This is a genomic window from Candidatus Propionivibrio aalborgensis, from assembly GCF_900089945.1.
Classification (GTDB): Bacteria; Pseudomonadota; Gammaproteobacteria; order Burkholderiales; family Rhodocyclaceae; genus Propionivibrio; species Propionivibrio aalborgensis.
Genome location: NZ_FLQY01000148.1, coordinates 1 through 23,156 on the forward strand (window position 1 = coordinate 1; position 23,156 = coordinate 23,156).

The 23,156-nt window shown below is 57.3% G+C and carries 21 protein-coding genes; 3 read left to right on the forward strand and 18 right to left on the reverse strand.

Annotated features, from left to right (window positions below; genetic code table 11):
• Positions 1 to 135: 135 nt before the first annotated feature.
• The gene (locus PROAA_RS08735; protein ID WP_186410978.1) at positions 136 to 891 is read left to right on the forward strand and encodes a competence/damage-inducible protein A; all 756 of its coding nucleotides are present in this window, start codon (positions 136 to 138) and stop codon (positions 889 to 891) included.
• Positions 892 to 1,034: 143 nt separating this feature from the next.
• Here the strand turns inward: PROAA_RS08735 and PROAA_RS08740 are convergent, their stop codons facing one another.
• The 5 genes from PROAA_RS08740 to PROAA_RS08760 form a co-directional block, all read right to left on the reverse strand.
• Positions 1,035 to 1,592, reverse strand: a complete 558-nt coding sequence (locus PROAA_RS08740; RefSeq protein WP_186410979.1) for a phasin family protein — start codon at positions 1,590 to 1,592, stop codon at positions 1,035 to 1,037.
• A 257-nt stretch (positions 1,593 to 1,849) separates the two neighbouring features.
• A complete protein-coding gene (lptA, locus tag PROAA_RS08745) occupies positions 1,850 to 2,449 on the reverse strand; it encodes a lipopolysaccharide transport periplasmic protein LptA (RefSeq protein WP_186410980.1) in 600 nt (199 codons plus the stop codon).
• Positions 2,446 to 3,033 carry an LPS export ABC transporter periplasmic protein LptC gene (gene lptC, locus PROAA_RS08750; RefSeq protein ID WP_186410981.1) on the reverse strand — a complete coding sequence of 196 codons (588 nt, stop codon included), beginning with the start codon at positions 3,031 to 3,033 and terminating at the stop codon, positions 2,446 to 2,448. Before lptC ends, lptA begins: the two co-directional genes overlap by 4 nt.
• On the reverse strand, positions 3,030 to 3,575 hold the full coding sequence (locus PROAA_RS08755; protein WP_186410982.1) for a KdsC family phosphatase: 546 nt from the start codon (positions 3,573 to 3,575) through the stop codon (positions 3,030 to 3,032). The genes lptC and PROAA_RS08755 overlap by 4 nt, the downstream gene beginning before the upstream one ends.
• Positions 3,575 to 4,558 carry a KpsF/GutQ family sugar-phosphate isomerase gene (locus PROAA_RS08760; RefSeq protein ID WP_186410983.1) on the reverse strand — a complete coding sequence of 328 codons (984 nt, stop codon included), beginning with the start codon at positions 4,556 to 4,558 and terminating at the stop codon, positions 3,575 to 3,577. Before PROAA_RS08760 ends, PROAA_RS08755 begins: the two co-directional genes overlap by 1 nt.
• Before the next feature lie 242 nt (positions 4,559 to 4,800).
• Here PROAA_RS08760 and PROAA_RS08765 point away from each other — a divergent pair, with 242 nt between their 5' ends.
• On the forward strand, positions 4,801 to 6,768 hold the full coding sequence (locus tag PROAA_RS08765) for a monovalent cation:proton antiporter family protein (protein ID WP_186410984.1): 1,968 nt from the start codon (positions 4,801 to 4,803) through the stop codon (positions 6,766 to 6,768).
• A gap of 53 nt (positions 6,769 to 6,821) precedes the next feature.
• Here the strand turns inward: PROAA_RS08765 and PROAA_RS08770 are convergent, their stop codons facing one another.
• Positions 6,822 to 7,457, reverse strand: coding sequence for a prepilin-type N-terminal cleavage/methylation domain-containing protein (locus tag PROAA_RS08770; RefSeq protein WP_186410985.1), 636 nt, complete (start codon positions 7,455 to 7,457; stop codon positions 6,822 to 6,824).
• A 179-nt stretch (positions 7,458 to 7,636) separates the two neighbouring features.
• On the opposite strand from PROAA_RS08770, the gene PROAA_RS08775 reads away from it, so the two are divergent.
• A complete protein-coding gene (locus tag PROAA_RS08775; RefSeq protein ID WP_186410986.1) occupies positions 7,637 to 9,412 on the forward strand; it encodes a sensor histidine kinase in 1,776 nt (591 codons plus the stop codon).
• Positions 9,413 to 9,445: 33 nt separating this feature from the next.
• Here PROAA_RS08775 and PROAA_RS08780 read toward each other — a convergent pair whose 3' ends face one another.
• From PROAA_RS08780 to PROAA_RS19295, 12 genes are all read right to left on the reverse strand, one after another.
• Positions 9,446 to 10,717, reverse strand: a complete 1,272-nt coding sequence (locus PROAA_RS08780; protein WP_186410987.1) for an adenylate/guanylate cyclase domain-containing protein — start codon at positions 10,715 to 10,717, stop codon at positions 9,446 to 9,448.
• A gap of 292 nt (positions 10,718 to 11,009) precedes the next feature.
• A complete protein-coding gene (locus PROAA_RS08785; RefSeq protein WP_186410988.1) occupies positions 11,010 to 11,768 on the reverse strand; it encodes a type II secretion system protein in 759 nt (252 codons plus the stop codon).
• Positions 11,744 to 12,703 (reverse strand): hypothetical protein, encoded by a 960-nt coding sequence (locus tag PROAA_RS08790; protein WP_186410989.1) that lies wholly within the window; start codon positions 12,701 to 12,703, stop codon positions 11,744 to 11,746. Before PROAA_RS08790 ends, PROAA_RS08785 begins: the two co-directional genes overlap by 25 nt.
• 48 nt (positions 12,704 to 12,751) lie before the next feature.
• Positions 12,752 to 13,228, reverse strand: a complete 477-nt coding sequence (locus tag PROAA_RS08795) for a hypothetical protein (RefSeq protein WP_186410990.1) — start codon at positions 13,226 to 13,228, stop codon at positions 12,752 to 12,754.
• Positions 13,225 to 13,845 (reverse strand): hypothetical protein, encoded by a 621-nt coding sequence (locus PROAA_RS08800; protein ID WP_186410991.1) that lies wholly within the window; start codon positions 13,843 to 13,845, stop codon positions 13,225 to 13,227. The genes PROAA_RS08795 and PROAA_RS08800 overlap by 4 nt, the downstream gene beginning before the upstream one ends.
• The gene (locus tag PROAA_RS08805; RefSeq protein ID WP_186410992.1) at positions 13,842 to 15,389 is read right to left on the reverse strand and encodes a hypothetical protein; all 1,548 of its coding nucleotides are present in this window, start codon (positions 15,387 to 15,389) and stop codon (positions 13,842 to 13,844) included. Before PROAA_RS08805 ends, PROAA_RS08800 begins: the two co-directional genes overlap by 4 nt.
• A 26-nt stretch (positions 15,390 to 15,415) precedes the next feature.
• Positions 15,416 to 16,618: a type II secretion system F family protein gene (locus PROAA_RS08810; protein ID WP_186410993.1), complete on the reverse strand. Its 1,203-nt coding sequence runs from the start codon at positions 16,616 to 16,618 to the stop codon at positions 15,416 to 15,418.
• Between the two features lie 10 nt (positions 16,619 to 16,628).
• Positions 16,629 to 18,335: a GspE/PulE family protein gene (locus tag PROAA_RS08815; RefSeq protein ID WP_186410994.1), complete on the reverse strand. Its 1,707-nt coding sequence runs from the start codon at positions 18,333 to 18,335 to the stop codon at positions 16,629 to 16,631.
• A gap of 49 nt (positions 18,336 to 18,384) precedes the next feature.
• Entirely contained in the window at positions 18,385 to 19,698 is a 1,314-nt protein-coding gene (locus tag PROAA_RS08820) for a tetratricopeptide repeat protein (protein WP_186410995.1), read from the reverse strand.
• Positions 19,695 to 21,509 carry a pilus (MSHA type) biogenesis protein MshL gene (mshL, locus tag PROAA_RS08825; protein WP_222102175.1) on the reverse strand — a complete coding sequence of 605 codons (1,815 nt, stop codon included), beginning with the start codon at positions 21,507 to 21,509 and terminating at the stop codon, positions 19,695 to 19,697. The genes PROAA_RS08820 and mshL overlap by 4 nt, the downstream gene beginning before the upstream one ends.
• Before the next feature lie 104 nt (positions 21,510 to 21,613).
• Positions 21,614 to 23,020, reverse strand: a complete 1,407-nt coding sequence (locus tag PROAA_RS08830; RefSeq protein WP_186410997.1) for an AAA family ATPase — start codon at positions 23,018 to 23,020, stop codon at positions 21,614 to 21,616.
• Positions 23,010 to 23,156: helix-turn-helix domain-containing protein (locus PROAA_RS19295; protein ID WP_186410998.1), on the reverse strand; the 147-nt coding region annotated here is incomplete at its 5' end. The genes PROAA_RS19295 and PROAA_RS08830, both read right to left, overlap by 11 nt.

Sequence of the window (23,156 nt, forward strand, 5' to 3'; positions counted from 1 at the left end):
GGCGCACGTTCCCTTCATGGGTTTGCTTGCGCCGTCGCTGGCGGCGCTGGCCTATGTTCATTTTTGCCTTGAGGCACTTCGCCGCCTGCGTCAGGGTGCGGTCGTAAGCATCATCGAAAAACTGGAGGTCAGCGCATGAAGTTCGGTGCAATCATCATCGGCGACGAAATAATCTCCGGCAAACGTATCGACCAGCACTTCGCCAGAATCATTGCCTTGCTTGGCGCACGCGGCTTGCGGCTATCGTGGGCCGAATACCTGGGCGATGAGCGTCCGCGCATCGCGGAAACGCTGAAGCGAAGCTTTGCCGCGGGCGACGTGGTATTCAGTTTTGGCGGAATCGGCAACACGCCGGATGATCACACGCGACAGGCGGCGGCTGAAGCATTGGGTGTCGATCTGGTGCTGCACCCGGATGCCGAACGCGAAATCCGCGCCCGCTTCGGCGGTGAAGTTAACGCGGTGCGCTTGCTGCTCGGTACTTTCCCGCGCGGCGTCGACATCGTGCCCAACCCCTTCAACCGCATTGCCGGGTTCTGCGTGCGCGATCACTACTTTCTGCCCGGCTTCCCGCAGATGGCGCATCCAATGGCCGAATGGGCGCTCGATACCTTCTACCCGCATTTGTTCAACCGTCATCCGATGGTTGACAAGGCTTTGTTGCTGACCGGGCCGAACGCCTACGAGAGTGCGCTGCTCGATCTGATGGAGCGCATCGTTGCCGACTATCCGGCGCTTCGCCTGTTCAGCCTGCCCTCGGTCGGTGAAAACGGCCAGCGGCGTCACCTTGAGCTCGGTGTCGAGGGGGAAGCGTCTATGGTTGATCAGGCCATGGAAGAGATTCGACAGGAAGTTGATCGCCGCAACATCGCCTGGAGTTGGAGAGAGTAGACGCTGAGGAGAGGGGAGAGTAGGAGCGGCGCGAATCGAACCGGGGCGAATCGCTGCGCCAAGAACGACAAAGCCCCGCTAGCGGGGCTTTGTCCATCCATCTGACCAAGAGGAACGAATGGCCGGATGGTGTATTCAGGCGATTATTTCTTCTTGGCGGCTGAATTAACTGCGTTGACCGTTGCATTGACCGTCGCATTGCTCGCTGTAGCGATGTTGGCTTCAGCGATCTCGGCAGCCTGCTTGACAACATTCTTCATGTTGTCGAAAGCTGAACTGGCAGCTTCGAGAGCCGACTTGACCGCAGCGACTGCAACATCAGAACCTGCCGGGGCGTTCTTGGCGGCTTTTTCCATGAGTGTGGCAACCTGTTTCTGGAAGTCGCTGAACTGGCTTTCGAGTTGCTTGGTCACTTCTTCTTTCGATTGTGCGGTAATTTCGTAGAGGCTGCGATTGTAGGCAACGATTTGTTCCACGGCCGGTTGAATCTGTGCAGCCGTCATGGCCAGAGCTTCACGCGGATCCTTGGCGCCGAGCATGGCCTTGGTGTTGTTCATTCCGTCTTCCATCATCGAGCGGGCAGTATTCAGATTCAGTGCGGCGACGCGCTCGGCGCTCGCTAGCGCAGTGTTGGCAAGTGACAGCAGGGCATCAACAGAGGCTTTGTTGGCGGCAACTAATTGTTCGGGGGTCGTGATCATGGTAAATCTCCTTAGTTAAAACACGGGTCATGAGCAGTGTTAAACCAGTTATTCGTCTTGCTGCACTGCACCATGGACCGAATTATAGCCCCTGAATTTACCTTGTCAAGCTTTTTTTGATGCAGTGCAACAATTTATTTTAAGGCTGCTCAACACTATGTTTCCTTAAGCTGTTCGTAATTGTTCCCGAGCAAGCAAGGCAATTGCTGCAGTGCATTTGACAAGGTATGAATGGCGATCGAACCTGCGCTCGCCGCTTACCGAGGCGCAACAGTCCCGGACGGTTTCAGCGTAAGCGGCTCGCCCTTCGGCTCTTCGGCCGCGTTCTTGCCCTTGGGCTGGATAATGGCGCGAACGCGAGCTTGTGCGGTACCGGTGGCGCTCTTGCTCTCGCCGCCACCGTTGGTTACGAGATACTTCTCGGTCAGTGCGTCATAGGAAATGTACTGGCCTCTGATCTCATCTAGTCCGCTCTTCACCCAGGCACGAATGAAGAATTCGGATTTCTCGTCACGGGCATGATGCACGATGCGTTCCGCCTCGCCCTCGATGTAATCGCTACTGCCTTCACGTTTCTGCCGGAAGCGGGCCAGCCCGTCGGCACCCCCTGTCGCTACGCCCTTCTGGAAACCGTCAGCGTCTTGCGTGACAACCAGTTTGCTGGTGCGAATCTGAAGCGTTCCCTGAGTCAGGATGACGTTGCCCTCAAAGACCTGAACCTTGTTGACATCATCCATGCTGATGCGATCCGCTTCAAGATTGATCGGTTTTTCACGATCGGCCTTTTCGGCCAGGGCGGGCAACGACAGGGCGAGCAACAGGAACGTGGCGGCTAAATAGGGAGAATTTGGCTTCATGGCTTCTTCTTGGCGTGTTTGCTTTCCAGAACGGCGACGGCCTGGGATTCGATTTCGTACATCTGCGTTCGATTATTCACCTGCATCCCGACACCTTTCAACCAGGATTTCCCCCTGGTGATCAGTACGGGGCTTTTGGTGAATGCTCTTTCGTCATCCGGAAGAACGGTGAGATGGGGCATGTAGGCAGTCATTGCTTCGTCCTTGGCAGATGCTTCGCGATGCACCCGGACATTGTCGTACAAATCGACCTGTTCGCCATCCCGGCTCACGTGGCCGCGTTCCGCACTCAAGCTGAGCGGCGGCTTTTTGCTGTGCAGGTAAACCAGGTCAGGTTTGATCAGGTCGGTTGAATCATCATCCGGATAATGGCGGATATCTGCGGCCTTCAGGGTGTATTGCAAGCGCCCGTTTTGATCCAGCTTGTGCAGGGTGGAGTCGCTAATGATGTAGTCAGGGTCGTGACGGTTTTTTCCATCGTGCCGTGGCCCATCCAGCTCGGTCGCATAACGTAGCCAGAAAGACAGACCGGTCAATACCAGAAGAATGCTCAGCGGAAAGATCGCGCTACCCCAGTTCTTCATTGTCCGGACACCGGTAGATAAGGGGAAAGCGCGTCTTCGAGTTTGCCCTGAGCGTCGAGGATGAACTCGCAGACTTCACGGACCGCACCGTGACCGCCGGCCTTGTTGGCGAACATGCGCGCATGGCGTTTGACCAGATCATGAGCATCCGCCGGTGCTGCGGAAAAACCGCAGGCGGTCATCACCGGCAGGTCGACCACATCGTCGCCCATGTAGCCAGCTTCATCGGCGTTGATCCCGAGTTGCGCCAGCAAGGATTGCATCGTTTCCCATTTGTTCTCGACACCCTGAAATAAAAGGTCAATTCCCAGATTCTGCATGCGCAACTCCACGCAACGCGCTTTCCGTCCGGTGATGATGGCCACCGCAACGCCGAATTTCTGCAACATTTTCAGGCCGTGCCCGTCTAGCGTATTGAAGGCTTTGATCTCGACCCCTTCGTCGGTGTAATAAAGCGCGCCATCGGTGAGCACACCGTCCACATCGAAAGCCATCAATCTTAGCCGGCGCGCTTGCTCCCTGGCATTGTCTGGGCGTTCCATCAGAGGGCTTTGGCCTGGAAAAGGTCGTGCATGTTGAGTGCGCCGATCAGCCCGTTGTTGCTATCCACGACAGGAATCTGGTTGATCTTGTACTTTTCCATCATCTCGACCGCTTCGGCAGCGAGTTTGTCCGGGCCGATCAGGCGCGGTTTTCCGCTCATGACGTTCGCCACGGTGAGTGTCTGAAAATCAAGCTTGTTGACTATGGCCCGGCGCAAATCGCCATCCGTGAAGATACCCAACACTTCGCGTTCGGGCGTGATGACGACCGTCATGCCGATTCCGCCGCGCGAGATTTCCCTGGTAGCCTCGGCCACGCTGGTCGTTGGAAGGACGGTGGGGACGGCTTCGCCGGTTCGCATGACATCGCGGATTCGCGTGAGCAACTGGCGTCCGAGTGTGCCCCCGGGGTGTGAGCGCGCAAAGTCTTCGGCGCCAAATCCGCGGGCGTCGAGCAAGGCCACAGCCAGCGCGTCACCCAGCGCCAGCGCGGCGGTCGTACTTGCTGTTGGCGCCAGGTTGAGCGGGCAGGCTTCCTGTGCGACCCCGGCATCGAGGTGAGCATCGGCATCTCTGGCGAGCGAGGATTGCGGATTGCCGGTCATGGCGATCAACTTGGCCCCCTGGCGTTTGACGGATGGCAGGATATTGAGCAATTCTGCACTTTCGCCGGAGTTGGAGAGGACAATCAAAACGTCGTCTGCGGTAATCATTCCGAGATCGCCGTGACTGGCTTCGGCCGGGTGTACGAAGTACGCTGGCGTTCCCGTGCTGGCCAGCGTCGATGCGATCTTGCGCCCGATGTGTCCGGACTTGCCAATGCCGCTGACGATGACGCGGCCATGACAGTTGAGAATAAGAGACAATGCCTCCAGGAAGGTATCGTCGATACGCCCGATCAACGCGAGGACGGCGTCGCCCTCGATACGGAGAACCTGGCACGCTAGGTCGAGCGCCTTGTGAGAGGGCTGAATTTGGTTCATGGTCGAGGAGCGGTTATGATTGGGTCAAGTATATCAGAAGCCCCGGACGCCCTTGATTTCGCCGCTTGTCGAACCTGGCGACGCATTCGGGAAGCGTGTGGAACGAGCCCAAGAGCCAAACAGGATTCGGTGCTGCCGGTTGGCTGCCTTGATGCGGCGTTTATGCAGTTCTCGTGATACGTAGCGCAGGGATGTCGTTTTGACGGTGTCCGGCCAGCAGCGGTTGAGTCTAGACGGAAACAATGGAAACACTACCGATCATTTTGATGTTGCTGGGCGCTGCGGTGCTGTCGGTCATTCTGTTTCGGCGCATCAACTTGCCGCCTATCCTCGGTTATTTGTTGGTTGGCACCTTGATCGGCCCGCATGCGTTCAACCTCCTCGAAGGGCTTTCGGGAGCGCATCATCTGGCAGAATTCGGCGTCGTTTTTCTGATGTTCTCAATCGGCCTGGAATTTTCCCTATCCAAGCTCTACGCGATGAAGCGCATTGTTTTCGGCCTGGGTTGCCTGCAGGTGACGGCGACTCTCGCCGTCGTGACCGCTGTGCTGGCAGCATCGGGATTGCCATTGCAGGTCGGTGTGGCTATCGGTGGAGCGCTGGCGATGTCCTCAACCGCCGTGCTGACCAAACTGCTTAGCGAGCGGATCGAGCTGGATGCGCCACACGGGCGTGAAGTCATGGGCGTGTTGCTCTTTCAGGATCTCGCCGTCATCCCCCTGCTCGTCCTTATCCCGTCGTTTTCACAGTCAGCCGAGCAATTGGCAATCACCATGGGCATCGCCATGCTCAAGGCGATCGCGCTTCTCGCCCCGGTTTTTCTTCTCGGCAAACGTTTGTTGACCAAGTGGTTCTTCGTCGTCGCACATGGGAAGTCGGCTGAACTCTTTGTACTCAACGTGCTGTTCGTCACGCTCGGTCTGGCCTGGCTGACCGAAGCGTTTGGCTTGTCAATGGCGCTCGGTGCCTTCGTCGCCGGGATGCTGATTTCGGAAACCGAATTCAGACATCAGGTTGAAGCGGACATCAAGCCTTTTCGAGACGTGCTACTGGGTCTGTTCTTCGTAACCGTAGGCATGATGCTCGATGTCTCGCTGGTTCTTGCCAAGTGGCAGTGGGTGCTCGGTGTACTCACGGCGCTATTGCTGGTCAAGTTCTTTCTGGTTTTCGGTTTGTCGCGGCTCTTCGGATCCATGAGTGGTGCCGCGATGCGCTCCGGTCTTTGGCTGTGTGCGGGCGGAGAATTCGGCTTTGTCCTGCTCTCGGATGTCAGCCGGAATTCCGTTGCACCTGCGCTGATCGTCCAGATCGTACTGGCGGCGCTGGTTATCTCCATGCTCATGGCTCCGATCATTGTGCAGTACAGCGATCGGCTGGTATTGCGCTTTGCCGCCAGCGAGTGGCTGATGCGCTCGCTGCAGCTGACCACGATTGCCGCGCGTACCCTGAATACTGAAAAGCATGCGGTGATATGCGGTTTCGGGCGTAGCGGCCAGTATCTGGCCCGCTTCCTGGCGCGCGAAGAGGTTTCCTATGTCGCGCTCGACCTCGACCCGGATCGCGTGCGGCATGCGGCGGCAGCGGGTGAAAACGTTGTGTATGGCGACGCCACCCGGCGCGAAACCTTGGCGGCGGCGGGGATCGGTCGCGCCAGCGTGCTGATCGTTTCGTTCATCGATGCACGCGCCGCAGAGCGTGTGCTGCGTCATGTTCGAGAGCTGGTTCCCGGATTGCCCGTGGTTGTGCGTACCTTCGACGAAAAGGATCTCGATCGCCTGCAGCGAGCCGGAGCGGCAGAAGTCGTTCCGGAAACGCTTGAAGCATCAATGATGTTGGCATCGCATGCGCTGATTCACGCCGGGGTGCCGATCAACCGTGTGCTCAGTCAAGTGCAACAGACGCGGGCCGCGCGCTATCGCACGTTGCGCGGCTTCTTCCACGGCGAGAGCGACTATGACGAGAATGTGCACGATAGCGACGAACCGTGTTTGCGCTCGGTATCACTGTACGACGGTGCCTACGCCATTGGTAAGACATTGAGCGAGCTTGCGGTGGGCAGCAAGGGCGTCGAGGTGATGGCCGTTCGGCGGCGCAACATCCGGACGCTGGAACCTTCCGGGAACACTCGCTTCGAGGCCGGTGATGTCGTTGTGCTGCTGGGTACGCCAGGGGCGCTGGTCACTGCGGAGGGGAGGTTGCTCAAGGGGTGAGTTGCTGCAAAGAAAAAGCCCGCCGAAACGGGCTTGCTGGGTCGGGTGCGCAATCAGATGGCTTTGCAAACTACGTAAACGGTACTGCCGTCATCGATATAAGCGGAACCGGCTGCTAGATTGGTCTGTAACGCCGCCGGGTTGTTCGTGCCGCGAACCTGTCCCGTTTCTGGCTTGCCGTCATCAAATTGGGCGTCGATTGCGTTTGCAACCTTGCCCGGGAGGTTCGTTGAACAAACGATCAGTCCGGACAGTCCCAGCGCCCCGTCCTGAACTTGAAGAATCCCCCCAACGGCGTTTTGCGGCGACAGCTTGGTGGCTGTATCCCCGGCGATAAACCCGGCAAGCCTCAGATGTTGCCAGAACTGGCAGTTTTCAGCCGCACTTGTCGAGCAGTCGAGGACCCCTGCGTTAGCTGCTGCGCCAACCTTGGCGTCACCACCACCTGACACAGCGAGAGGATTCGTCCAGCGGGCAGCAGCGCCGTTGTCATCACCGGGATAGCGTTTGTACCGATCCTGATAGCCGTAAATCGCAGCGCTCATCCCGTTGAAATCGTTCGCGACATTCTTGATCTTCGCCTGCGTGATCAGTTCCTGACCCTTTAGCACGCCACCGAGGAGCAGTCCGATAATGACGAGTACAATGGCAATTTCTACCAGAGTGAAACCTGACTGTTGCCTGTTCATTTTGCTCTCCATGCCGTGATGTTAATGACAGTTAGTTCAAAGCATATTGCGTGCCAGATGATTATGGCTTTTTCCCGCTGCTTTGGGCGAAGATGTGTCGATTCTTCGACACATCTGTCGAAATCTGAACCGTCACAAGGATTTGATGACGGGCTTCGGTCAGCTTTTGGAGTCCAGGCATGACGGCATTGGTGCGATTCGGAATTTTCATTAGAGAGCGGCAGCACTGGGTGCTGATAGCGCTGCTGGTTGTGCTGCACCTGACCCTGCTGGCGGGTGTGGGAACGGTAGTGAGCCTGATGTGCTGGCTCGTTGATGTTGGCTTGTTCATGCTCTGGCAGCCTTTCATTCAAACCGAGCGGAAACTCGATTCCGGCACCCTGGTGTTCATTTTCTTGCTGCTTGCCGGAGGCGCCTGGTCATTTGGCTGGTGGTTGCTGATTCTCTGGGTGGTCTTGCTGGTCGCCTTGCTCGGTGGTCGGGTGTTGCTTGTGAGTCATCGACCCACGCGTATTTTTTACTTGCTGGCCTTCGCTTATCTGCTTTCCATACTCCTGATATGGTTGGTACCCAGGGTTGTGCCGGGGTCGGCGCTGGTTGGGCCTTCCCTTGATCGTCCGTTTGCCTGGGCGGCTGCGCTGATCCTTGTGGTCATGTCGCTGATGCCGCGCCCGCGCGAGATTCGCCTGCCGAGTGGCGGCATGGTCGACTTCTTCTACAGCCTGTTCATTTTTCTGCTGATTTCCGTGCTGGTTCTGGGTAGCCTGGCGTTCATGCTGTTGCAGCAATCGACTTACATCGAGGCAGTTTTCAAGACGCTGGTTTCGATGGCGGCCATGCTGCTGCTGATGGCCTGGGCGTGGGATCCGCGCCCAGGTTTCAGTGGTATCGGCGTATTTCTTTCGAAGTATTTGCTGACAATCGGATTGCCCTTTGAAACCTGGCTGCAACAACTGATGGACTGCGCGGAGAGAGAGAGCGATCCGGACAGGTTCTTTTACGGTTCGTGCGAGCGAATGCTTGAACTGCCCTGGGTGACGGGGGGGGCATGGGCACCTGCCGGCGGCGCGGAGGCTGGGTCGGGCAGCTTCGGCCGGGTATCGCCCATTAGCCACGACTTTCCCGATCAACCTCTGGTATTCACTCTCTATACGCGCCACAAATTAAGCCCAGCTCTGGTGTGGCATTTTCACTTGCTGGTAAAACTGAGCAACGAATACTACATTGCCAAGCAGCGCGCTCGCGAGTTGCAGCAGATGAGCTATCAGCGTGCGGTGCATGAAACCGGGGCCCGTTTGACGCACGATGTAAAAAACCTGCTTCAGTCATTGAACAACCTGTGTTTCATGGCGCAGGAGCCCGGCGACATGGATGGAGTGCGCTTGAATCAGCTGTTGCAGCAGCAGTTGCCGCAGATAACGCAACGTCTGCAAAGAGCGCTGGAGAAGCTTCAGGTGCCGCAGGCGCTGTATGGTGGGGCTGGTGGGGCGCCAAGCGGTGAAACTTCGACTGGAAAAGTCGGACTTGTTATTGCAGAAGTCTGGTGGGGCGCACTGAAGCAACGTTATGCGCATGACAACATACTTTTCAGTCCGGTCGTGTTTGACAAGAAGGCTTGCCTGCCGTCGGTGCTGTTTGACAGTGTGGCGGACAATTTGCTGCAAAACGCGTTGTTCAAGCAGCAACATGAGGATGGCCTGGAGGTGCGTATGACGATCGCGGCAGACGCAACTTTGTTTAGCGTTTGCGACAGCGGCAGTGTCGTACGTGAAGACGTGGTCAACGATCTGCTGCGGGCGCCGGTAGCGTCGGAGAACGGACTCGGGATTGGCCTGTTTCATGCGGCAAGACAGGCCGAAGGCTACGGCTATGCGCTCCGGCTGGCTTGCAATGAGGCCGGGAAAGTCTGCTTCGAGTTGAAGCGAGGAGGCGGTGCAGAGGTGAAAGGCAGTTGATAAAAGACAGTTCGTTTATCTAAGGCAAACTGCTCAAGCCGCCATGCGACCAATGACACGGTAGACGACCATATTGCCCTTGCCCTTGAGGTAGATCATCTGCGGTTCGTGGAAATCAAAGCGTTGCTGTAAGCGCCGATGGGTTGCTTCATCCACCTGAACCATGCCGGGAACCCCTTCGCTGGTGATGCGGCTGGCAATATTGACGGTGTCTCCCCACAGGTCATAAATGAATTTCTTTTTGCCGACAACGCCCGCAACCACCGGGCCGGTGCCGATCCCGATTCGTACTTCGAGATGCATCTGATTGACCTGGAAGTCGTTCTGCAAGAGATCCCGCATCTCCAGCGCCATGTCGACCAGCGCATCGGAGTAATCGCTACGCAGATCGTTCAAGCCTCCGGCGACCATATAGGCATCGCCGATCGTCTTGATTTTTTCCAGTCCGTACTTTTCGGCGAGTTCGTCAAAAGACGAGAATATTCTGTTGAGCATTGAAAACACTTGTTGCGGACTCAAGCCCTCGGCTATTTTTGTGAAGTTGACGATGTCGACAAACATCACGGAGACATCGGCAAATCCATCTGCGATGGTTTGGTTGCTACTCTTCAGTCGTTCGGCGATTGAGCCCGGCAGGATGTTCAGGAGGAGACGTTCTGAACGATCCTGCTCGATCTGGAGCTGCTCGTGTGCTGCGACGAGATGAGCCTGGATCTTCTGCTTTTCGCTGGCCGAGTAGCGTAGTAGCAGAAACACAATGGTCGATACGCCTGCGAAGTTGAGGGCAAAGAAGAACACCGTGGTCTGCGTTGATACCTTGATTTGTGTCGCTGTCAGCGCATCGGCGAGGTAGTAGTCAAAACTGCCGGACAGCGCGGTAAGAAAAAGATAGGCAACAAACCAGGCAATAGCCTCGCGCGGGCCGATAAACAAAACAGCGCCTATTGGCGCCAACAGCGCCCACAGGCTGATGCCGCTGGCAGAAATGAAGTTGCCCATACTCCACTGGGCAACAAAGGGCATGAAGAGTATCAGCGTGATCTGGATCAGGCGAAACGCATCAAAATTCAGCGTTTTCATGTAGACCAGCAGATTGCCGATCAGCAGCAACTGAAACGCGAAGGGGATGGTTGACGAAAAATGCGGTCCGAGTTGCCAGTAAATGAAAAGCCAGAGCATCGAGGCAAAACTGATGAGGCCGGTGGCAAAAATCAGCAGTGACTTTTGCAGACGTAAATCTTCGGAATCGGTCGGCAGAATTCCTGCGCTGCGAATGCCTTCAAGGAAGCCGCTTTGATTGCTCATGGATGTCTGACGCTGTCATTGAGGAACAGCGACCGATTTGACTCCAAACGGTGGAGGCGGTCAACTCCGTCGTTTGCGCAAGCCGTTTGCATTTCATGATGTCTTGTGAGGCGGGCAGGATGGGCGTCTCTCGATGCTGCGCTGCGAGGGTCTGCGTTGTTTATGGGGTCGTCAGGTCGGGGCGCGCTTAGAGACTTGGCGTCGTGTACAGCGACCTCCTGGCTCATGCACGGTGAAAAAGCGCAGCGGGTCCGCCCGTAACAAAGCCGAGGTTTCTTTGGAGACAGTACTCTCAGGGAAGCTTGCCAGCCGAGACCATGCGGTTCATCAGAACGTAAGGCGGAATCCAGGTGACAATATCGTCGAACTCACCACCCGTTGGAACGGTGGATTGATTGCGTGAGAAGAAGAGCGTCGTGGCGGTTTCATTGGCGTCTTCATCCGCGTTGGTTGTCGACGCGTCTGCAAGCGCCGTTCCGTCCTCCGTGACACCCCAGTTGTTTTTTCCGGCGGAATAGACGACCGCCGGGGAGCAGGGTGAAGATGCGCTGCAGGCGGCAGCGCTGCCGATGAGATAGCTGATTGCCCCGGCGTTGTCGCGCGTCTGGATCTTCTTGCTACCTTGGGTGGTCAAGCTAAAGGTGGCGTTGGCATAAGCTGGGCTGACGCTGTAGCGGACCATCTTGTTCCAGGCGTCGGTTCTTTTTATGCCCAGCGTTGTCCAGGGGATGAAACCGGTACAGGCCGCGTCGTCTGCGCAAGCTGCCGGGTTCTCCGCGCCGTCGGACACTGAGGTCGCCGGTCGTGGGAGGCGGCCGTTGGTGACAGCGAAACCGATCAGTGCTTCGCGTATCTCGGTAATCTGTTGCTCGGTCTCATTGTAGTTCCGTTGATCAATCTGCGCGGTCAAAGGTGACACCAGGCTGCTCAAAAGCAGTCCGACAATGATCAGCACGATGGCCAGTTCGACCAGAGTGAAGCCACTCGAACTCGATGCGACGGGGCGTTCTTTGGCGAGTGCGGGAATCAGGGGCATGGCGAACTTGGGCATGGTATGACGTCCATCGTGCTCGTGCCAATTGCGATTCTGGCTGAACTCGCACTGAATCGCTGAAAGGTGAGCAGTGGTAGCCAACCGTTGGGATTCAACCAGGAGTAAGGGAGGGGATGAGAGGGAGGAGGTGGCGGCAGCGGCAGTGAGACTGGCAGTTTCAGGTCGTAGTAGGGCAGGTTGCCGACAGTCACGCCGACGTCACCATAACCGTCGCTGCCGCTGTCGGCCCAGGGGAAGCTTGCGTTGTCGGCATGGTAACGGCGCAAACCATAGGATGGCGCTCCCGGAGCGTTGTCGTCGGGACCACGAATTTCCGCCAGAACTCGCTGATTGACGGTTCTGAAGATGTCCTCGCGAGTGATGACAAGAGTCTTGTCGTTGAAGGCCGCAGACGGCGGTCCGGAAACATAGGAATTGTCGCCGTCGTTGTTGCTGCCGTCGAGGTAGTCCGCAATAGCGTTGCTTGGCCTGCCAATTTGGCTCGGGAGTGGGGGGCCGGAGGAGAAGATGATTGCGGCAATGCTTGGCGGCGAACTGTCGAGGGTGATCTGCAATACCGTTGATGGGTTGATTGGCTGGGCCTCATCGCGATCTCGCAATCCGGAGGAAAGCGCGTACCATAACCTGTTCCCGTTGCCGTCGAGCAACTCAGGCAAGTCGAGCGTTTTCCATGGCAAGCGGCCGATATAGGCGGGGCAGTTCACGCCGGCAAAGAGTTCCGCCACTCCGTCATTGTTTGTGTCGGGGCAGGGCAGACTTCCGGGCCGGTTAACGTCGGTAGCGGCCCGTCCGATCAGGGCTTCCTTGGCCTGGGCCATTGCAGAGGCAGTCACCTTGTTGACCTGATTGCGTCCCTCCATCGACCCACTCTGCGCAAGCATCCATGAGGCACCGGCGAGAAAGACAAGGAGCATCAGGACAAGTAAAGCCACCCCACGTTGGCGGCCTGAAAATGCCAAGAAAAGTCTTGGGCGCATGGTCTATTTGGCGGCAGTTGACTTGGTGCCGATCCGACCGCCATTGAGCAGGTCGGTTGCTTCACCCGTATCTCGGTTAACGGTCTCCCCCACCTTCGCTTTGGCCACCGGAGTATCACTGACATGAACGGTAACTTTTGCCGGATCTCTTCGATTTGGCGTGACGGATACACTGCCCGCTATATCATTTTCATTCTGTGTCACGCCGTTGATCCACACCGTGCGCTTGCCGCTGCTGCGGGTAACGACTCCGTTGATGGTCAATGCCGTATCTTCTGGCATTTCCTGTTGTTCCTGAATATTGAGCTGGCGCAGACGATCAAGATTCTGCCGCCGCTCCGGTGTGAAGAACAGCCGGCCGAGTTGCCCGGAAGTTTCCTCGGCGCCGGCCGTCTGACCAAGCAAGGCAGCGAGCATGAAGACGCACAGAAGCCCCGCGCATCCTGGGCCCGGTGCTGCCCGGAGTCGAGAAACATTCATCGGACTGTTCCCCCGCTCGGACTGCTTTCCATTTCGTGCAGCGTAATCCATTCGATCTGGCAATCGGCCTGCAATTGGGCGGAGGTTCCACTTTCGGCGCCGCCGCGTGGCAGGCGCGTGACGGCACATTTTCGGACCTGAATCAGGGCTTTGGCGCGTTGGCGCAGATCGCTGAGCAGACGCGTCAGGTCTTCCTCGTGCAGGAGCTTGAGTTGCAGTTTCATCTCGCTGGAAAAGAAATTGTATCCGTTGACCGGGTTGGCATCGAGCAAACGTTGTGGAGCGATCTCGTATTTCAGGTCGATCAACTTGCGCTGATCGCGTACGTCCTTGAGAAGCTCTACCCATTCGAGCCGTTGTTCATCGCCGATAACACCACGCGTCCGAAGTTCGTTGAACATTGCGGACTTCTGCTTGATCTCGCTTTCTTCACCGCGTACTCGTTGGAGTTTGCCGACGATTTCGTTTCGTTCGTTCTGCGCGGCCGTCAGACGCAGCTTCGCCGATTTCGCCCAGTCGCGAGAGACATAAACAACCCCGGCCCCGATGCCGATCATCAGGGCGGCAAGCAGCAGACTGAACCGCAATTTCGGAAAATCAGCGGTGCCGAGCTTCATGATTCGAGCCTTTTCGTAATCCGCAGGCTGAAAGAGCGCGGTTTGTTATCTTCGTGCGCGGTGTCGGCGCCTTTAAGCAGCTTTCCTGACTCAATGTCAAATGGTTGTTGAAGTGCATCGACGTGCAGTTTCGGATTGGCCTTGAGAGCCTCAACGAGTCGGTTGAAGGCCCCCAGGATTTGCCGGGCATTGGCGCTGGAAGCAAATCTCAGGGTTCCTCGCACTACTGCGGCTTCGCTGTCGTTCGGCACGGCATTTGCAACTGCGGTTTGTTTAGTGAGTTCGATTGCACGGGATTCGCTGTTCCCTACTTCCCAGTCGATGCTGTCGAGTTCTGCTTCCGGCACGGCTTCCATTGCGCGACTGATTTCGTAGTACAGGGAATCGGGGGAACTGCTCAATTTTTCCAGTGCAACATAACGATCAATGATTCGGCGCAGCGTTGCGTTATCGGTCGGTATGGGTGGAAAGGTGCTGACAATACTGTTGTAGCGCTGACGTGCCTGGCCGGCTTCGTTTCTGAGCGTCTGGGATTCCTGCGTAACTGAATAAACATCGTATAGCAGCTGAGCGGAGTAGAACAGGCAGGCGAGCACGGCAAATGCCCCCAATCCGTGAAGGATTGACCGAATCTTCCCGAGATGATGGTCATGCAACAGATCGTCGTTTGCAAACTGGATACGCGGAGGCGAGATAGTCAGCAGATTGAGAAAGAGTTGCTCGCAATGAGTGTCCGGGAGCGGTGTCTTGAGCCCGGTTATCCTGGCGCAGTCCTCGACTTTGATTATGTTGTAGTGAACCGTTGCGGTATTGATACAACTGTTCTGGATGGCTTTCAGCGCTCCGGAGTGCGCCAAGATGTGGGCAGTAATGGGTTGGTTGCGCCCGATCAGGCGCTGGCTGGTGAGGTATTGCTGAAGCTTGAGCGCCTCGGCGGCAAAGGCCTGCGCGATGCCGCTGATGCTGCTGTTATGCAATGGAGTGAGTCGGCTGAAATACAACTCGCCTTTATCAAGATAGCTTTGGCGGATGCTTTGATCCTGTACTGTAAGCAGCAGGCATTTGTCTTCGGGAAGGCGCAGTTTTCGCAGCAGCGACGGTGCGAGCAGCGGTAGCGAGTAAATGCCCGACAGGGCGACGCCGGCGCTTGCTATGGATTTTAGCCAGGGTGAGAAGAATTCATTGCTGGTCAGTGCCGCGAGCATGATGCGCTCGTCTTTGCGCTTTGTCTTTTCGTAGCCAAGCGATAGCGAGGCGGTCAGTTCAGCATTGAAGAACAATTGTCCGAGCTTGCGGGTGATGATGGTCTTGCGGTCCGCCCCTTGCAGAAAGGGGATGGTCTCGATGTGGAAGCCTTCTTCGGAAACGTTGGCGAGAATCGAAAAGAAACTCTTGGGGTTCTGTTTGAGGTAAGCGGTGAATTCCTTGTGGCCGCTTTCAGTCGACGCGAACAGCCCCTCGCAGGTCAGCTCCCCCGAATGCCAACTGTAGGCGCTCATATTCTGGGTGCTGAGATATAGCAGGCGACTGGTTTTCATTGGCATTGCCCGGTTCCGGAGTCCGCTTCCAATTAAGTCTTTATCTTGCTGATGACATCGTACACCGGCCCGAGGACCGAGAGCATAATCCATCCGAGCAGGCAGCCGAGGACGACGGTAAGCATGGGCTCTATCAATTGCTGAACTTTTTCGACCGACTCCTTGACGTCACGATTATAAAAATAACTGACATTGATCAGCGCGGTATCAAGCGCGCCCGTGCTTTCGCCAACGCGCAGCATCCGGATCACCAGCGGAGGGAAGAAACCGACGCTATGGAACGCCGCCGTGACATTCTGGCCCTCGCCGATCAATTGTTCGACACGTTCCAGTCCTTGCCGAACAACCAGATTGCCGACGACGTCCTGCGTGGTGCGGATCGATTCGAGAATCGGTATGCCGGAGGCGTAAAGCAGGGCGAAGGTGTTGGCAAAGCGGGAGAGGATGATTTTGCGCAGAATACTGCCGACGAGGGGGAACTGCAGCTTGGCCCCGTCGAAGCGGACGCGGGCCAGCGGATTGACATGCAGCAGTATCTTCAGGCCGAGAAACAGGAGAATGGGTAACAGCACGACGACATACCAGTAGGAAACAAGCAGATCGGAAACGAAGAACAGCACCTGGGTTTGCACCGGCAAGTCCTGCCCCATGTTCTTAACGAACTGCTTGAGCTGCGGCACCATGTAGATCATCAGAAAGAAAGTTGCCGAGATGACGACCGTGCCGACAAAAGCCGGGTACATGATGAGTTTCTTCGTTTGCGAGGCCAACTCGTCTTCCCATTTCAGCGATTCGGTGAGACTTTGCAGCACTTCGGGCAATTGGCCGGAGGCTTCGCCGGCGCGGATCAGGCTGACAAAGACCTTCTCGAACACTTTGGGTTGGCCTTCCATGGCCTGTGAAAGTGTCTGGCCGCCCTCGATGGATTCGATCAGGCTGGCGACAACTTCGCGAAAACGCGGGTTCTCAAGGGTGTCGCGCAAGTCCGACAAGCCCTCAAGAATCGGAACACCGGCGCGTACCAGTAGTTCGAGGTGAAAGCAGAAGTGGATGATCTCGCGCCGCGGCACACCGCTCGAACCGAACATGCTTTGATTGCTGACGGTGTCACCGGTGATGAGATCGAGCTCCATCCGCCGCAAGCGCATCTCAAGGTCGATGACGTTGAGGGCATCGATCCGACCATGCACCGAACGTCCATCGGGAGAGACCGCCTTGTAGGTGTAGAGCGGCATGAGCGAGCCCTCACATCCGATCAGTCAGATCGACAATGCGGGCGACCTCCTCGATCGAGGTCGAACCGTCGAGAACGCGCCTCAGGCCGTCATCCGCAAGGGGTACAAAGCCCTGACGATCAGCCAGTTGGCGGAACTCGCGGAAGGTGCTGCGACGCGCGACCAGTTCATCCATGTCGGCGTTCATGCGCAACAGCTCCATGATGGCCAGGCGGCCGCGGTACCCCTGGAAATCGCAGCGTTCGCAGCCGGAAGGGCGAAAAATAACCGGCCGCGGCGTGTCGACGGCGCTGCCCAGCAACCGTGCTTCATGGGCCTCCGCCTGGTACGGTGTCTTGCAGTGCAGGCACAGACGGCGAACCAGGCGCTGAGCGATGATGCCGATAATATTGCCGGCCATGATGTCGGGCAGGATGCCGATGTCCAGCAGTCGCGGGATGGCGCCGATGGCCGAATTGGTGTGCAGTGTTGAATAGACCTGATGGCCGGTCATTGCGGCGCGTAGCGCCATATCTGCAGTGTCCTCGTCACGGATTTCGCCCACCAGAATTACGTCGGGATCCTGGCGCATCATCGAGCGGATGCCGTTGGCAAAATCGAGCTTGGCCGCTTCGGCGACCGAAGTCTGTCGAACCATGGTCATCGGGTATTCGACCGGGTCCTCGAGGGTCATGATGTTCAGACCTTCGGAGTTGATGTGGTTGAGGACCGAATAGAGCGTCGTCGTCTTGCCGCTGCCGGTCGGGCCAGTGACCAGGATGATGCCTTCCGGGCGGGCAATCATCAGCTTGAGCTGATCCAATTGCTGTTCCGTCAAGCCCAGACCTTCCAGAGGCACAAGCCCCTTCTGGCGATCAAGAATCCGCAGAACGATGTTTTCGCCGTGGATGGTCGGCTGGGCTGATACGCGGAAATCGATCAGCCGGCCGCGCATACTGAGTGAGATGCGGCCGTCCTGCGGCGAGCGCGTCTCGGCGATGTTCATCCCGCTCATGACCTTGATGCGCACAGCCATGGCAGGCCAATAAGACTGGTGCAGCGAACGAACTTGCCTGAGCATGCCGTCGATGCGGTAGCGAATGCGAAGAAAGCCGGTTTCGGGTTCGAAATGGATGTCGGAAGATTCGCGCTTTACGGCGTCGGTCAGGATGGAGTCGATCAGCCGGACGACCGGCTGGCTATACTCGTCGGCAGAGGATTGAAGACCGCGAAAGTCGATCTCGCCGGTTTCAATTTCGTTCAGAATGCCGTCAATCGACAGCTCGTAGCCATAGGCTTGGTCGATCGCCCGGGCAATCTCGGTTTCGCCGGCGAGCAAGGATTCGATCTCAATGGCGTCACCGGCCAGTCCCCGGATCTTGTCAAGCGCGACAATGTCGTTGACATCGGACTGGGCGACCGTCAGGCGGTTATGTTCGGCGTCGTAATCGAGGGGCAACACGTGGTGCCGTTTGGCAAGCTCGTGCGGTACCAGGGCCAACGCGGACGGGTCGACGATTGCGCTGGAGAGGTCGATACTCTGCTTGCCAAGGCTTTCGGAGAGCGCGTCGCGCAAGGTCGCTTCCGATACGAAGCCCAGCGAAACGAGCAGCTTGCCGACCGGCTGATTCGATTTCAACTGTTCGAGCAGGGCGATGCGAAGCTGATCCTCGCTGAGGATGCCCTTGGTGATCAGTATCTGGCCGAGTGGCCTGTGGTGTGGGACTGAGGCGTTCATCGGAGGAGTTTTAGCGAACGCGAAGGAAGACGAGGAAAGCGTGACAGAATCACGGCCGCAGTTCAAGGATTCGGTTGCTGACCTGGTTTCTGTCAAAGGAGATGTTGCGCGGGCGCTTGTGTGAAGCGCCTCCGTCGGCGATGTTCAATGCCCTTTGGTAATACTCCGCCGCCAGTTTGTTCTGGTGCAGATGATCGAGACTGACCGCTAGATTGAAAATGATGTCCGCACTATCCGGTTCGGTCGAGTAGGCTCGAAAGTAAGCCTGTTGTGCCTCGCTCCAGCGAGCCTGGCGTGCGTAGAGATTGCCCAGAGCGAAATGCAGGGCTGAAGAGTCTGGCTGGCTGGCCAATAATGTTTTCAGGCGGCTTTCGGACAGTCCGGGATTGGTTTGGCCTCTGAGGTTGATCAGCCCGGCCTGGGCCGTGGCATCGTTGGGGTCGGATTCGAGGGCCAGCAGGTAAAACTCCTGAGCTCGTTCGGTTTGCCCCTGGCGTGCGGCAATGGTGGCCAGGCCGAGAAGAGCGTCGGTGTTTTTGGCATCGTTGCGCAATACCTGCTCGTAGCCGAGTTTCGCCTGATCCAGATTGCCGGACTGGAAGGAAGCGTAGGCATGCTCAAGCGTCTGGTTTACTCGGGTCGGTTTTCTGCTGAGCCGGACGGGGCTGTCCGGAACACCCCGAATTTCGGTTTCCGAGCGCGCTGGTGGCGGCGCCGCAAGCTTGAAAGGGGACATCGCGGGTTCGGCTGTAGCGCTCCGGGCGGGCGAGGCGGGTGGGGGTGGTATTTCCATCACTGGTTTCGTTGTGTCGGCCGCAGGCATTGCCGATTCTCGAACCAGTTCTGCTGGCGCCATGGATTGCGCTGTCGGTTGGGGTTGCATCGGGCGCGCCAGCGACACGACGGAAACGGATTGCAGCTGCCACCAGAAATAACCGCCGAGACCAAGGGCAGCAAGTACTCCAAGCCCAACGAATAACCGTAGACCGGTGAACGGCTTGGGCGCTTGCTTTGCAGAAAAAACGTTGCGCACAGCTGCGCGTTCGGTGGCCTCGCGGCGCCCGATGTCCGTCGCGGTCGCATTCTGCGACGAGGAGGGAGGTGAGGACGGCGTTTGTCTCGCTGGCGCTTCAGTGGATAGGGTGGCCAGATCGGCATCAACGGAAGCGTAGTGCAGCGAGAGATCAGGAAGCGGTGAATGCGAGTTCGTTTCGGATGTGGTTCCGGGCGACGGCCCTGGTGTCGTCATCGGTGCCAGGGTCAATTCATTCGTAGCGGCAGGCGCTATTTCCGGTGCGCCATTCTCGCCGGCGCGCCGTTTGGATTCTTCGGCTTTCTTGAGCGCTTCCATGAGCAGGCTCACTGGCGTCGCTCCATAGGCTGGTCAGGCACGGAGAAGGGCTGGAAGACCTGCGCGGGAGTAAAGAAATCCTTACCCGGCAGCGTGTCCTTGAAGCTGCTGTAGTCGCCGTTGATCGAAGCGTCCTTGATGACGGTCGGTCGCAGCAGAATCACCAGTTCGGATTTGGCTGAGGAATTGTTGCGAGTATTGAACAATTCGCCAAAGAACGGGATGTCGCCAAGGCCGGGAACACGTCCATCCTTGTTGTCCTGCCGATCCTCCATAAGGCCACCCAGAACGGCGATGTCGCCGCTTTCAATGCGCATCAACGACTCGATCTCCCGCGTGCGAATTTGCGGCACGTAGTTAGGGATGTCTTTGGGGATAATCGGGTTGGGGTCGCGCTTCAGCTCGGCGATGCTGGAAATTGACGGGCGCACATTGAGCGTGATGGTGTCGCTATCGCTGATCTGCGCCGTAAGACTCATGAAAAATCCAACCGAAACCGATTGTGGGGTGGTGGTGACGCCAACAGTCGTGCCGACATTGGCCGTGGTGGTGGTATCGGACTTGACATTGAAATAAACGTAGTCTTCGGAGACTTTGAGCGTGGCCGTCTGATTGTTCAGGACGGACAGCTTGGGGCTGGACAATACCTTGACAGCCCCGAAAGCACGCAACAGTTCAACCGTAGCGAGCAGGTTGAGCGGGTTGAGGTCTTTGTATTTCAGGACGTAGGGTGATATGGCGTTAGGTACGTTGGTGTTGATGGTGGGGCGGGTAACGCTGTAATCGCTGCCGCTGGTGATGCGACTCCACTCAATGCCCTGCTGGTAGCCATCACTCAGGGAAACTTCGACAATAGTGGCTTCGATCAGGACCTGACGGCGGGCACTGCTCATCACCCGGTCGATGAACTCCTGTACCTTTTCGTGCTGTCGCGAAGTGGCGCGCACGCTAATTACTCCTGCCTCTTGGTTGGTGACGACGGAGGCCGCTTCGCGGAAAGTCATGCGTCTGACAATCGTCTCGCCGCTATTCTGCAGGCTTGCCGGATTAGGGCTGTTGGCCAGGTTTTGCGCGGTCTGGTTGCCACGCGATGTGGTGGCGGCGGGTTGGGCGCCCGTGCCGGTGGTGGTTTGCGAAGCGCTTTGCTCCATCACGGTTTCAGTTGATCCCTCGGGGAATATCTTGTCTGTTTCGTGCAAGAGGTCCTTGAGGTTTTTCTCCAGCGATTCCCAGAAACGGTTTTTGGATTTGTTCTCAATCTGGATGCGCGAAGTGTTGCCACCACCCACTCCGCCGCCGCCACCACCACCAACCGTAGCTAGTGCGCTGGTCGATATCTGCGTATTGGTCGATACCGTTCCGGTGACATCGCGCGACATGTTGACGTAGTCAACTTTGTAGTTCCTGAGGTACGGCGTGTCGGGCATCACAGCGAGATTGGGGCCGTCAAGTTCGAAGCGCATGTCAACCTGCTTGGAAATGCGGGTCAGAAGTTGCGGCAGCGTCTGGTCGATGGCGTTCATGCTGACATAGCCGGTGATTCCCGGATGAATGTCGACGTTCAGCTTGGCATCGCGAGCAAGAGCGAAAAGCAGATCCTGAACCTTGATGTTATTGACCACGACGCTATAGGTTTCAGTCTTCTCGACCGTTCTGGGTCTGGGGAGGGTGGCAATCTGTTGAACGGGCTGCGGAATCACGCCCTGCGTTTGCGCGACGCTTTCTGCGCGCAGATGCCCGGCTGAAGGCCCCCCGCTCAGCGTCGAAGGGGCGCAGGCGGTGAGTAGAAGCGCGATCAGGGTGGCGCCGACAATTCTCAGCATGCTTGGTCTCATTCCCGATGGATTGAAATTATCATATCACGTAAGGTGTTTTCTTCAAGTGACTGATTTTTATTGAATGAGTGCCGAGGTTTCTTGTGTCGCTTTCAGCGTATTTTGTTGATCGAGCGAACATAGGGGTTGCTGCCCAGGCTTGACCTCGCAAGCTTGGCCAATTCCGCGGTGGCAGCTTCGCGCGAGGGGTAATCTCCGTAGATAACCCCCAGCCGATCACGTCCGCTGAGGCTGGAACGATAGACGCGGATTTGCCGGCTATCAAGCGTGCCTGAAATGCTTTCCAGAAACAGTTCGACGTCGCGCTGATTGCTTCCGTCGGTACTCAACAACTGGATGAAGTAGTGCGTGTTCGGGGTTGTTTTTAACCATTCCTCACTTGCCGCCAGGCGCTCGGAAAGTGTTGGCTGCTGGTCTTCATGCAGGGTGGAGGGCGCGGATGCAGGGCTGGGGAGGCCTGCTTCTGGTGAAGCATTCCTTGGCGTCGATGCGGTAGTTGCGGAAACCTCGGCCGGCGGTTTTGCAGCTGGACTTGCAGATGCCATGGTGCCCGCAGGTGCGTTTGCTGCAGGGGTGGCCGACGGTGCGTTGGTCGATTTGTAGCTCCCGGCGAGGTAGGCTAAAACCGCAATGACAGTGACGACGCTGGCTCCGGCTATCCATGTCTTGGGCCTGGCGTTACCGTCACGCATCGGGTTGAACTGGGCATCGCGGATCGCCGCTTTGACCTGCTTATTGTCAATTTGATGCTTGTCCTCGGAAAAAGCCGAGAGCAGTGCCTTGTCGGCGAGGATATTCACGCGCCGCGTCAGTCCCTCCGACGCTTTGCTGATAAGTTGTATGGCGCTCGAAGTAAAAAGATCCGGTCCGCGATAACCAGCGGCACGTATGCGGAACATCAGGTAGTTGCCGATGTCGCTGCGGCGTAGCGGCTCCAGCGCGAAGTTGTGCGTAATTCGCTCCTTGAGCTGCCGCATGCTGGATTCGCCCAGATGATCATCCAGTTCGGGTTGGCCGAAGAGCACGATGTGCAGAAGTTTGTGCCGGTTGGACTCAAGGTTGGACAGCAGGCGGACTTCTTCCAATGTCTCGGGAGGCATGGCGTGCGCCTCGTCTATCATGACAACGACCTGACGGCCGGTCGCGTAGATGTCAATCAGACGATCCTGCAGAGCGCGCAGCAATTGGTGAGAGTTACGCTCCAGCAGAGGTGCACGCAATTCCTCCGCAATGGCGTGAAGAATTTCATCACGCGACAGCGAGGGGTTGGCCAGGTAGACCGTCTCGACGTTCTCCGGCAGCTTCTCCAGCAGCATCCGGCAGAGCATGGTCTTTCCACTGCCCACTTCGCCGCTGACCTTGACGATGCCTTCGTCGTGCGTAATGGCGTAAATCAGTGCTTCGAGCGTGGCTCCGCGATTGGCGCCCGCAAAAAAGAACTCGGTATGCGGTGTGATGCGAAACGGGGCTTCGCGGAGTCCGAAATGGTCAAGATACATTCTGTTCCTTGGCGAAGGACTCCATACGGTTGTAGAGCGTAGTGCGATTGATGCCGAGCAGACGCGCCGCCTGGCTGACGTTGCCGTGCGCGAGTCGCATGGCGGCTTCGATGTAGTTCTGCTCGGTTTCGGCGAG

Bases quoted from the DNA above. Each gene is read 5' to 3' on its own strand.
- PROAA_RS08735 (WP_186410978.1), top strand. From the start codon at position 136: ATGAAGTTCGGTGCAATCATCATCGGCGACGAAATAATCTCCGGCAAA.
- PROAA_RS08740 (WP_186410979.1), bottom strand. From the start codon at position 1,592: ATGATCACGACCCCCGAACAATTAGTTGCCGCCAACAAAGCCTCTGTT.
- lptA (WP_186410980.1), bottom strand. From the start codon at position 2,449: ATGAAGCCAAATTCTCCCTATTTAGCCGCCACGTTCCTGTTGCTCGCC.
- lptC (WP_186410981.1), bottom strand. From the start codon at position 3,033: ATGAAGAACTGGGGTAGCGCGATCTTTCCGCTGAGCATTCTTCTGGTA.
- PROAA_RS08755 (WP_186410982.1), bottom strand. From the start codon at position 3,575: ATGGAACGCCCAGACAATGCCAGGGAGCAAGCGCGCCGGCTAAGATTG.
- PROAA_RS08760 (WP_186410983.1), bottom strand. From the start codon at position 4,558: ATGAACCAAATTCAGCCCTCTCACAAGGCGCTCGACCTAGCGTGCCAG.
- PROAA_RS08765 (WP_186410984.1), top strand. From the start codon at position 4,801: ATGGAAACACTACCGATCATTTTGATGTTGCTGGGCGCTGCGGTGCTG.
- PROAA_RS08770 (WP_186410985.1), bottom strand. From the start codon at position 7,457: ATGAACAGGCAACAGTCAGGTTTCACTCTGGTAGAAATTGCCATTGTA.
- PROAA_RS08775 (WP_186410986.1), top strand. From the start codon at position 7,637: ATGACGGCATTGGTGCGATTCGGAATTTTCATTAGAGAGCGGCAGCAC.
- PROAA_RS08780 (WP_186410987.1), bottom strand. From the start codon at position 10,717: ATGAGCAATCAAAGCGGCTTCCTTGAAGGCATTCGCAGCGCAGGAATT.
- PROAA_RS08785 (WP_186410988.1), bottom strand. From the start codon at position 11,768: ATGCCCAAGTTCGCCATGCCCCTGATTCCCGCACTCGCCAAAGAACGC.
- PROAA_RS08795 (WP_186410990.1), bottom strand. From the start codon at position 13,228: ATGAATGTTTCTCGACTCCGGGCAGCACCGGGCCCAGGATGCGCGGGG.
- PROAA_RS08800 (WP_186410991.1), bottom strand. From the start codon at position 13,845: ATGAAGCTCGGCACCGCTGATTTTCCGAAATTGCGGTTCAGTCTGCTG.
- PROAA_RS08805 (WP_186410992.1), bottom strand. From the start codon at position 15,389: ATGCCAATGAAAACCAGTCGCCTGCTATATCTCAGCACCCAGAATATG.
- PROAA_RS08810 (WP_186410993.1), bottom strand. From the start codon at position 16,618: ATGCCGCTCTACACCTACAAGGCGGTCTCTCCCGATGGACGTTCGGTG.
- PROAA_RS08815 (WP_186410994.1), bottom strand. From the start codon at position 18,335: ATGAACGCCTCAGTCCCACACCACAGGCCACTCGGCCAGATACTGATC.
- mshL (WP_222102175.1), bottom strand. From the start codon at position 21,509: ATGCTGAGAATTGTCGGCGCCACCCTGATCGCGCTTCTACTCACCGCC.
- PROAA_RS08830 (WP_186410997.1), bottom strand. From the start codon at position 23,020: ATGTATCTTGACCATTTCGGACTCCGCGAAGCCCCGTTTCGCATCACA.